Source organism: Microbacterium sp. p3-SID336 (assembly GCF_025143365.1).
In the GTDB taxonomy this organism is placed as follows: domain Bacteria; phylum Actinomycetota; class Actinomycetes; order Actinomycetales; family Microbacteriaceae; genus Microbacterium.
This window is the reverse complement of sequence record NZ_JALXPE010000023.1, coordinates 17,748-26,813: the sequence shown is the minus strand read 5'-3', so window position 1 is coordinate 26,813 and position 9,066 is coordinate 17,748. Positions and strand designations below refer to the sequence as shown.

General features: G+C 70.6%; 12 protein-coding genes and 2 riboswitches. Of the genes, 6 read left to right on the top strand and 6 right to left on the bottom strand.

The window, feature by feature from the left end; genetic code table 11:
- The first annotated feature begins 563 nt into the window (after positions 1–563).
- The 5 genes from M3C17_RS08650 (at position 564) to M3C17_RS08630 (ending at position 4,320) form a co-directional block, all read left to right on the top strand.
- The gene (locus tag M3C17_RS08650; RefSeq protein ID WP_259977256.1) at positions 564–917 is read left to right on the top strand and encodes a lactococcin 972 family bacteriocin; all 354 of its coding nucleotides are present in this window, start codon (positions 564–566) and stop codon (positions 915–917) included.
- A gap of 79 nt (positions 918–996) precedes the next feature.
- Positions 997–1,611, top strand: a complete 615-nt coding sequence (locus M3C17_RS08645; protein ID WP_259977255.1) for a hypothetical protein — start codon at positions 997–999, stop codon at positions 1,609–1,611.
- Positions 1,608–2,651, top strand: coding sequence for a hypothetical protein (locus M3C17_RS08640; RefSeq protein WP_259977254.1), 1,044 nt, complete (start codon positions 1,608–1,610; stop codon positions 2,649–2,651). The genes M3C17_RS08645 and M3C17_RS08640 overlap by 4 nt, the downstream gene beginning before the upstream one ends.
- The gene (locus M3C17_RS08635) at positions 2,642–3,262 is read left to right on the top strand and encodes an ABC transporter ATP-binding protein (protein ID WP_259977253.1); all 621 of its coding nucleotides are present in this window, start codon (positions 2,642–2,644) and stop codon (positions 3,260–3,262) included. The genes M3C17_RS08640 and M3C17_RS08635 overlap by 10 nt, the downstream gene beginning before the upstream one ends.
- Before the next feature lie 2 nt (positions 3,263–3,264).
- Positions 3,265–4,320, top strand: a complete 1,056-nt coding sequence (locus tag M3C17_RS08630; RefSeq protein WP_259977252.1) for a hypothetical protein — start codon at positions 3,265–3,267, stop codon at positions 4,318–4,320.
- Between the two features lie 30 nt (positions 4,321–4,350).
- Here M3C17_RS08630 and M3C17_RS08625 read toward each other — a convergent pair whose 3' ends face one another.
- From M3C17_RS08625 to M3C17_RS08615, 3 genes are read right to left on the bottom strand one after another with little or no spacing between them, the layout of a single operon-like run.
- The gene (locus M3C17_RS08625) at positions 4,351–5,340 is read right to left on the bottom strand and encodes a hypothetical protein (RefSeq protein ID WP_259977251.1); all 990 of its coding nucleotides are present in this window, start codon (positions 5,338–5,340) and stop codon (positions 4,351–4,353) included.
- The gene (locus M3C17_RS08620; RefSeq protein WP_259977250.1) at positions 5,337–5,960 is read right to left on the bottom strand and encodes an RNA polymerase sigma factor; all 624 of its coding nucleotides are present in this window, start codon (positions 5,958–5,960) and stop codon (positions 5,337–5,339) included. The genes M3C17_RS08625 and M3C17_RS08620 overlap by 4 nt, the downstream gene beginning before the upstream one ends.
- A 48-nt stretch (positions 5,961–6,008) precedes the next feature.
- Complete coding sequence (locus M3C17_RS08615) at positions 6,009–6,464, bottom strand: hypothetical protein (RefSeq protein WP_259977248.1); 456 nt, start codon at positions 6,462–6,464, stop codon at positions 6,009–6,011.
- A 141-nt stretch (positions 6,465–6,605) separates the two neighbouring features.
- A riboswitch (guanidine-III (ykkC-III) riboswitch) is annotated at positions 6,606–6,669 on the top strand.
- Between the two features lie 84 nt (positions 6,670–6,753).
- Here M3C17_RS08615 and M3C17_RS08610 point away from each other — a divergent pair.
- Positions 6,754–6,912 (top strand): hypothetical protein, encoded by a 159-nt coding sequence (locus tag M3C17_RS08610; protein ID WP_259977281.1) that lies wholly within the window; start codon positions 6,754–6,756, stop codon positions 6,910–6,912.
- 16 nt (positions 6,913–6,928) lie between these two features.
- Here M3C17_RS08610 and M3C17_RS08605 read toward each other — a convergent pair whose 3' ends face one another.
- The 3 genes from M3C17_RS08605 to M3C17_RS08595 are packed head-to-tail and all read right to left on the bottom strand — an operon-like array spanning position 6,929 to position 8,812.
- Positions 6,929–8,077 (bottom strand): calcium:proton antiporter, encoded by a 1,149-nt coding sequence (locus tag M3C17_RS08605; protein ID WP_259977247.1) that lies wholly within the window; start codon positions 8,075–8,077, stop codon positions 6,929–6,931.
- A 41-nt stretch (positions 8,078–8,118) separates the two neighbouring features.
- On the bottom strand, positions 8,119–8,496 hold the full coding sequence (locus tag M3C17_RS08600) for a multidrug efflux SMR transporter (RefSeq protein WP_259977246.1): 378 nt from the start codon (positions 8,494–8,496) through the stop codon (positions 8,119–8,121).
- A 1-nt stretch (position 8,497) separates the two neighbouring features.
- A complete protein-coding gene (locus tag M3C17_RS08595) occupies positions 8,498–8,812 on the bottom strand; it encodes a multidrug efflux SMR transporter (protein WP_259977243.1) in 315 nt (104 codons plus the stop codon).
- A 186-nt stretch (positions 8,813–8,998) separates the two neighbouring features.
- Positions 8,999–9,063, top strand: a riboswitch (guanidine-III (ykkC-III) riboswitch).
- Positions 9,064–9,066 lie beyond the last annotated feature (3 nt).

Genomic DNA, 9,066 nt, shown 5'->3' with positions numbered 1-9,066 from the left:
CGATATCGAACTACGGCTCCCGCTTCAGCAGGAAGCGGGAGCCGCGGGCGCGGTCAGCGCGTGTGACAGTCGTTCGCGCAGTAATAGCACCCATTCGCGGGACGGTATCCGCGCCGATTGGCTTCAGCCACGGCGTCCGAGCACGACGAGTAGTTTCCGAGCGACACCTGGTTCGACGCTGCGGGGAGGCATCCGCGCGTAGATGACGCGTCGTGGACCTCGTGGTCGCCGTTCGGCTGGGCATTGCTGTTCACGATGTAGGCAGTCACATTGGCTCCTTCTATGCGTTCGGCATCGCGCGGCTGCCGCGCGATGCCGATGACACTATGACCGCCGCTGCGTCCTTGCCCGCGGACGCAACTCCTTACAGAGTCTCCGCTCTGAGGCGCCGAGAGAATCGCGTTCCGTGCTCCGCCGTGTGGAAGCGGGAGACCTCTCTTGGCACTAGTCGGGGGTTCCTTACAGGCCGATTCGCCGTCGGCGTGTGGGTTTTTCCGACGTGTTAGCTTCCGAATTCGGGGGCGAAACCGCCATCCGTTTGAGGGATGAGACGGGGGAACACAATGAGGAAACGCACTGCATCGGTGCTCGCGGGACTGCTTGCGATCGGGATCGTGGCCGGCGGGGGCATGTCGGCGAGCGCGCACGACCTCGGGTACGGCTGGGCGGCCAGCTCGAAGGTCGAAGGCTCCGCGGTGGGCGGAGGCAAGCACTGGTACGGCGTCCACGAGAACCTCAACGGGTCGAACCGGGGCAACGACAGCAGCTACTTCCACGCGTCGAAGAAGCACCGGTCGAGTGTGAAGAACAGCACGGGTTCGATCGTGCGTTCCTCGGATCAGAACGGCGGTATCTGGGCGCGGGCATGGCAGCCCGCAACGGCATCGGGCAATCAGGCGTTCTGGTTCACGTACTGACCGATGCCGCGGGTTCGGTGGTCGTGACATCGTCGCGACCATCGAACCCGATGTCGCCCTTCTCGCACCGAGGTACCGAATGAGAATCACCACCCGTCCCGCCGCAGGGGCCGCAGCCGTCGCGGTCGCCGCCCTCGTCCTGGCCGGTTGCGCCTCCGGCCCCGCGCCCGAGCCGTCGACGGGTGGCTCCGGGGACGCTGCCATGCCCGCCTTCCAGGGGAACTTCGCCGCCGAGTACCAGGAGGCGTGGGAGAAGAGCGGAACGGACAGCGTCCGCGGCATCCTCGAAGACGAGCAGATCACCGATCAGGAGTGGTCGCAGGTGCTGAAGACACTCGAGACCTGCCTGGAGGACAACGGCGTCTCCCTCACCGAGTACCGGGCGGACGGCAGCTACGAGGTGAACGCCGGCGACATGAGCGGGGACGTCGCCAATGACCGCATGGGGGCGTGCGAACAGGAGAGCGGTGAGGCCTGGATCGGCTACCTGTACCGCTCGCAGACGTCGAACCCCGAGAACATCCCGGCGACGCAGCTGCTGACCGACTGTCTGATCCGCAACGGCGCTGTGCCGCCCTCGTACACGGAGGAGCAGTACCTCGTGGATGCGCCCGACCTCGCCTTCCCCTTCGTCGACGAGCAGGGTTTCGCGACCTTCGAGTCCTGCAACGCGGACTTCAGCTTCGACGGATGAAGAACTCGCTCGCCTCGACCCTGATCGTCGTCGGATGCACCCTCGTCATTGGAACCGCCGTCGGAGCAGGAGTGGCGTACTCCGTGCTTGCGGCCACGACGCCCGAGACGCTCGAGCAGGAGACGGCGCTCGCGACGATCCCCGTCACGATGCAGCACTTCGACGACCCCCGCACCGTGGAGGTCACGGCGGACATCCTGCCGCCCGCGAACATCGCACTCGCACGAGCCGGCACCGTCACGGCGCTGGCATGTGCGCCTGGCGCCTCCCTGACATCGGGAACCTCGTCGGTCGCCGTCGACGGCTCGAACCTCCTCAGCCTTTCGACGGCCGTGCCGCTGTGGCGGGACCTGACGCCCGGCGACCGGGGGAGCGACGTCCGCGCGCTCGAGGACGAGCTCGTGCGCCTGGGGCAAGCGGCGAACACGGACGGCGCCCTCTCCCGCGCGGAGATGAAGACCCTTACGGCGCTCGCGGCCGGCGTCGGCGTCGAAGTCGGGAGGACGCTGCCGCGCGACCTCGTGCTCTGGCTGCCCGCCCCGGTTGTGACGGTCGACGAATGTCGGCAGCAGCTGGGAGCCTCGGTCGCGGCAGGCGACGTCCTCGCGACCGCCGACTCCGGGATCGCCCTGTCCCCTCTCGCGCTGCCCGCTGATCTCCTGCCGGGTACCAGGCTGCTCGACCTGCTGCCCGAGCCGGTCGTGCTGGGCGAGGCGGGTGAGCTTCCGCCGGAGGTGACCAGCGCCGCCGTGCGCAGCTCCGATGCTTTCCGCGAAGCCGTGAGCGCCGCACCGGAGGCGTCATCCCTCGTCCTCACGGCGACGCTGACCCTGCAGACCCCGGTTCCGGTCGCTGCGGTTCCCGCGACCGCCGTGCTCGTGGACTCCGACGGCTCACCCTGCGTCTTCGTGGACCGGGAGCCCGTGGCGGTCACGGTGGTCGGATCGGAGTTCGGCAACTCCTTCGTCGTCTTCTCCTCCGGCGACGCGCCGCGCTCGGTCGATGCGGCCGTGCCCGAGGAGGGATCCTCATGCACGTAGAGGTCGCAGAGCTCGGGCACGCCTACCCGGGCTGCGCCTGGCTGTTCCGCGACCTCTCGTTCACGTTCGAGCCCGGGCGGATCCACGCGCTCACCGGGGCCTCCGGCTCGGGCAAGAGCACGCTGATGGCCATCCTCGCGGGCTGGACGACACCGTCCGAAGGGCGGGTGGCGCTGCACGAGGTGGACACGACGAGCTGGGTGTTCCAGAACCCGCACGGAATCGCGAGGCGCACCGCCGCCGACCACGTGGCCTACCCGCTGCTCGCCGCGGGCGAGACCACGGACGCCGCAGACCAGCGCGCCGACGAGCTGCTGACCAGGTTCGGGCTGAGCGCTGTCGGCGCCCGGCCGTTCCGGCACCTCTCCGGTGGCGAGGCGCAACGGCTGATGCTCGCGCGCGCGACCGCGGCCGACCCCGACCTCCTGCTCGTAGACGAGCCGACGGCGCAGCTGGACCGTGCGACCGCCCACGTCGTCAACGACGTCCTCCGTCACGTCGCCTCGGACACCACGATCGTCATCGTCGCGACGCACGACGAGGAGACGCGCGACGCGTGCGACGTGCACCTCGATCTCTCCGCCTACTCGCCCGCAAGGCCGGACGGATGAGGGTGCCCGCCCTCCTTCGGGAGATCGCACGGAACATCACCTCGGGCACCACCCGACTCGGCGCTCTCGTGCTGGTCGCGTCCCTCGCGCTGACCCTGGTCGTCCTCGCCGACGTGATCACCATCTCCCGCACGGTCCAGGACGCCAGGGAGTATCGCGACTCGGGCGCAGCGGTGATGACGCTCGCCCTGCCCGGACGCATCGACGGGCGCTCCTGCGAAGCCCTCGCCGAGATCCCGGACGTCGCGGCGGCAGGGGCCATGCGCGCGGAAGGCAAGGTGTCCGCGGCGACGCTGCCCGGCGAACCCCTCGACCACTACGTGACTACGCCGACGTTCGCTCGAGTCCTCGGTGCGGATGACCGCGGCGTCGGGGTGTACGTCTCCGCCGACGTGGAATCGAGCCTCGGATCGGGGCCCCTCCCGATCGCCGAGCGCACCGTCCCGATCCGCGGCAGCTACCCGTACCCCGCCGACGGCCGCCGCGCCGGCTTCGGCTGGGCCGTGCTGTCTCCGACCAGCGCAGACGGCATCTTCGACGAGTGCTGGGTGCTGGCGTGGCCGCAGCGATCCGATCTCCGTCAGCTCCTGCTCGCCACGGTCACCCCGGCCCAGGGCGCGGCGTCGACCGAGCAGCCGCAGGTCTCCCAGCTGAACACGAGCCACGGGATGACCTTCGCCGGGCTCGCCGGGTACCAGAACCGCATCACGCAATACGCCTCCGGGCTCGCCGTTCTGGTCGGGGCGCTCATGGCCGCGGCGGCGGTGTGGTTCCGGCGCGTGGAGATCGCGTCGAACCTGCACGCCGGCGCGCAACGGGGCATCCTCCTCCTGCAGCACCTCATCGAGGGCGTCGCGTGGGCGGTGCCGGCGGTGGCAGCGGCATGGATGGTCGGCTTCGTGGTGGCCGCGCTGAACGCGCCCACCGAGCTGTCGAGCCTCGCGGTGCGGTCGCTGGAGATCGCGCTGGCCTTCGCGATCGGCTCCCTGGCGGGAACCGCGCTCGGCTTCGCGCTCGTCCGCGAAGGCCGTCTCTGGCGCTACGTCAAGGGCCGGTGACCTCGGCGCATCGACCCGAACGGGAGGGGGTCAGCGGTCCGCGTCCCACATCGCATAGGAGACGACGCCCGTGGGAAGCCCGTCCAGCGGCGCGACGATCGTGCTCTCGACCCCCACGATGCGGCCCGTGTCGACCGACACGAGCGCCGTCTCCGTGCGCTGCGGGACCACGGACGAGACCTGCACGCCGATCACGTCGCGCCCCAGGCGGTCCGTCGTCTCGCCGAGCACGGTCAGGCCCCCCGCCTCGTCGAGCAGCTGCAGCAGCGTCGCATGCTGCGCGTCCGTCAGAGTCCAGTACTGCAGCAGCCCGGTGATCGCGGCGAGCAGTTCCCCGGAGGACGAGGTCGGCGTGGCGCCGAACGCCCCGAGCGCCGCCCAGAGCTCGGCGGGTGCGCTGCCGGAGAGTCCCGCGACCTCCGCCGGAAGGGCGAACTCCTCCGGGGACAGGGTCACGGTGTCGATCAGCTCGCCGGGGGCGTAGGGGCTCGCGGCGATGCCGTCAGGCCGTTCGCCGTCCGGCCAGTACGACTCGCCCGCGACGATGGTCGACACGGTCGGCTGCCCCGGGGCCCACTCCAGTGTCACGACCTGCGGCACGACCTCCACGCGCTCCTCAGCGATGTCCACACTCCAGCTCCACGAGCAGGAGTGCACCACGGGCACCTGCGCGGTGTCGGCACCGGCGTCGAGCGTGCGCTCCGCATCGGCGAGCACCTGCGCGGGAGTGCCGGCGGCGGAGTAGTGCAGCGCGGGCGGCGTCAGCGCCACCGCGGGCTGAGCGGGGACGAGCACCGCGATGGCGACGACCACCGCGGCGACAACGCCCGCCGCAGCCGTGGCCAGCCCCGCCCACGCCAGACCGCGGCGCGGCGCGCGGCGCTGCGGTCGATAGGTCCCGCGGATGATGCTCTCCCTGATCGCGATCTCCGCGGCCGTGAGCCCGGCGCCCTCGGGGTTCCGCGGTGACGGGTTCGCGGCGCGGAACAGCCGGTCGAGGTCGGCGTCGGTGGTGTTCATGGCATCCGTCCTGCGTCGAGTTCGGCACGCAGCTTCGCCCTGGCCCTGGTCAGCGTCGTCCACACCGCGCCCTGACTCGTGCGCAGCGTCTCCGCGACCTCGCCGGCGCTCAGCTCGTCCCAGTACGTGAGCACCACGACCTGCCGTTCCCGCGCGCTGAGTGCGGTGAGCGCTCGCCGCAGCGCCAGCACCTCCATGGGGTCCAGCGGTTCGGTCGGCGAGCTCAGTCCGCGGGTGAGCGCCTCGACGGCGCTGTCGCGCGAACGGGCGCTGCGGCTGCGGTCGCGCAGCTTGTTGTCGGCCGTGCGCAGGAACCAGCGCAGCCCCATCGGGTGCGCGGGGTCGAGCTTGCGCCAGGCGATCAGGAGCACCTCGGCGGTGAGCTCCTCGACCTCCGCCGGGTCGTCGACGAAGCACTCCAGGTGGCGGTGCACGCGCGGCCAGTACTCGTCGAACAGCTGCCGGTACACGACGGCCTTCGAGCCGGCACCGTCGTGCTCCGCAGCCCGGGTGATGGCGCGGTCGCGGCGGGCGGTCAGCCGCAGGAACCCGCTCGACTCGCCCGAGCCCGGCGCCGCGGTCGCCAGTGCGAGCGCGTGGCTGAACGCGATGCGGAACACGCGCCCCTCCTTACGCCCCGGTCCGGTGTGAACAGGCTAGCGGCATGATCAGAGCAAGCAGCGGAGGTTGCTGACCGCACCGGTCACGTTCGCGGTGGCTCCGGCGCCGGCCGAGGCCAGCACGGTACCGCTCCCTGCACGCGCCTGGACGGTGCCGGAGGAGCGGGCGTTCGCGATCGAGCGCACGGTGCTCAGCCCCGCGGTGCTGACGACGGTGCAGATGCTGAAGCTCAGCCGCGTCCCCCCGCGGTTCGGCTCGGAGTACGCGCAGTACGTTCCGGTGGCGCAGCTGCCGACCGCGCGGAGGAACGGCGACGGCACCGTGATCTCCATGCCCAGCTCGGGCCACACCGCGTTGCGGCTGTCGACGACGACGCCGCCGGGAACCGCGTCGAGCGCGTACACCACGTCAGGGTGCAGGCCCTCGTCGGCGTGTGCGGGCGCGACCGCTCCGAGGGCGAGCAGGGCCGTGGTGGCGAGGGCGAGCAGGGTCTTCGTCTTCATGCGGACCGTCCGTGGGGAAAGGAGTGGGTGGGCTCTTCCAATCTCCGTCCTCCCAACGCGGTCGACCGACCGCGGGCATCGCCTTGCAGCTCGGACGGATTCCTTACACAGTTCGTCGTCGACGAGGGCTGATACGGTGGCGGCGGGCCTGCAACCGGGCCTGCGGACGAGGGCGCAGTACCCGCAGAGCGACAAGACTGACCAAGAAGGTCGTCGTGTCCCGCTGGTGGAACCGCCCGTCCGACGTCCTTCTTGCGCCCCGCCGCGTCATCCGACCGAAGGACAGCGCATGAGAATCCGAACCGACACCGACCCGCAGCCGCTCGTCGACGAAGCCACCATCCACCTCATGGAGCTGTTCTTCACGAGCCTGATCGGCCTCGCCGGACTCGCGATCACGTTCGTCGCCGTGGTCGTGCTGCGCGGGCTGTTTCGCGGCCAGCGCTGACGCCCGCCCCGCGAACTCAGCTGAAGAGGATCAGGACGTAGACGGCGAAGGTCGCGAGATGCGCGGCGCCGTGCGTGGCGGTGACGCGCTTGGCCGAGAAGGTCGTGATCGACAGCAGCAGCGTGACCCCGAGCATCAGCAGGTTCGCGGGGGACTCGGCCAGCACGACCGTCTGCCCCGTGAGCATGCCGATCAGCAGCACGGCGGGGATCGTCAGCCCCACGGTCGATACGAGCGCCCCGTGGCACAGGTTCGTCACGCGCTGCGCCTCGCCGTTCAGCGCGGCTCGGACGGCCGTGATCGACTCGGGCAGGAACACGATCCCGGCGATGAGGAGCCCGGCCAGGGCCACCGGAGCCCCGAGCCGCCCGAGACCGTCGTCGAGCAGGGCGGCCATGTCGTGCGACAGCAGCACGATCGGCACGACCGTGACCACGAGGAGGACGAGCCGGGCCACCACCTCCGTGCGATGCGTCGACAGCACCGCGCGGATCCCGGGTCGCGGCTCCGCCTCCGGCCGTGTCGCCGCGTGCGACAGTCGCGCGTCGACCTCGGTGAAGTCCCCGGCCTGCGCCCCCATCTGCCGGAACAGGAAGAACGCGTAGAGCCCGAGGGTGAGCACGATGATCGGGATCTCCTGCCCGACCGTGTAGGCGCCGCCGTCGCCGATGAGCCCGGGGAGGGCCACCGCGAGCGCCACGAGCACGACCAGCATGGCCAGATATGCGGAGGTGCCGGTGCGGTTGTGCGCCATGCCGCGGTGGCGGATGCCGCCGAGCAGCAGCGCCAGCCCGATCACCAGGTTGAGGATGATCATGGACACCGCCATCACGGAGTCCCTGGCGATGGTGGCGTGCTCTCCGGGGCCGAGCATGACGGCCGAGATGAGGATCACCTCGATCAGCACGATCGAGAGCGTGAGCACGAGGGAGCCGTACGGGTCGCCCAGCCGATGCGCGAGCGCCTCCGCCTGCTTCACCACGCCGAACGCGCACACGAGGATCACTGACACGATGCCCACGAGCGCGACCGTCAGCAGCGGGCCGGGCACCGGCGGCGCGAGCAGCGGGTGCGCCACCAGCAGCACGACGTACGCACCCCACCCGAGCGCCACGCGCACGATGTCGATGGGGGTGATCAGCTGCCTGATCGACGGTCGGGTCATCGAAGGCTCCTCGACGGTCGGGGCCGTCCCCGCATGATCCTTTACGTCAGGTCGTCCTGCTCGCAGCGCTGCGCCGGTGCGCAGACTTCGATGGTACGCGCCGGGCTCTTCACGAGCTTCAGCCCGATGACCGCCGCGATGATGCCGCCGATGAACACGGCCTTGCCGACCGAAAAGGCCTCGGCGCCCGTGAGCATCGCCCACGAGACCGTGAGCACGGCCCCGAGTCCCACCCACACCGCATAGGCGGTGCCGATCGGGATCGACTTCATGGCCCACGCCAGGCCGATCATGCTCAGCGCCAGCGCGACCAGGAACACGACCGTCGGCAGCGGACGCGAGAACCCGGCGGACTGCCCGAGGGCCGTCGCCCACACCGCCTCCAGCACCGCGCTGACAAGCAGGATCGCCCACGCCATCTCAGCTCACCACCTTGAGGCCCACGACGCTGCCGACCAGCAGGAGCAGCAGCAGGATGCGCGCGAGCGACGCGCGCTCGGAGCCGGTGATCATCGCCCACAGCACGGTGAGCGATGCGCCGATGCCGACCCACACCGCATACGCCGTGCCCGTGGGAAGGTCGTTCATCGCCCACGCCAGGCCGACCATGCTGAGCGTCAGCGCGACCAGGAACAGGATCGTGGGTCGCGGCTTCTTCAGCCCCTTCGAGGCGGAGAGCGCGGTGGCCCACACCGCCTCGAGCACTCCGGAAGCGACCAGGATCACCCATGCCATGACGGACTCCTCATGAGTCAGTCGTCGTGTGCGGGTACTGCTCCCTCGTCCGCCGCCCCCGGTGACCGGAGACGCGACCAGCCTAGCCCGGCAACCACAACAACGCCTGTGCACGCCCGCTCACCGGGTCGGCGCTCGCGCCGTCGGGCCGGTTGGCGACGCCGCTGCGACCTCTGCTACGGTGGCGGCAGGTTCGAGTTCCGAACCTGCGGACGAGGGCGCAGTACCCGCAGAGCGACAAGACTGACCAAGAA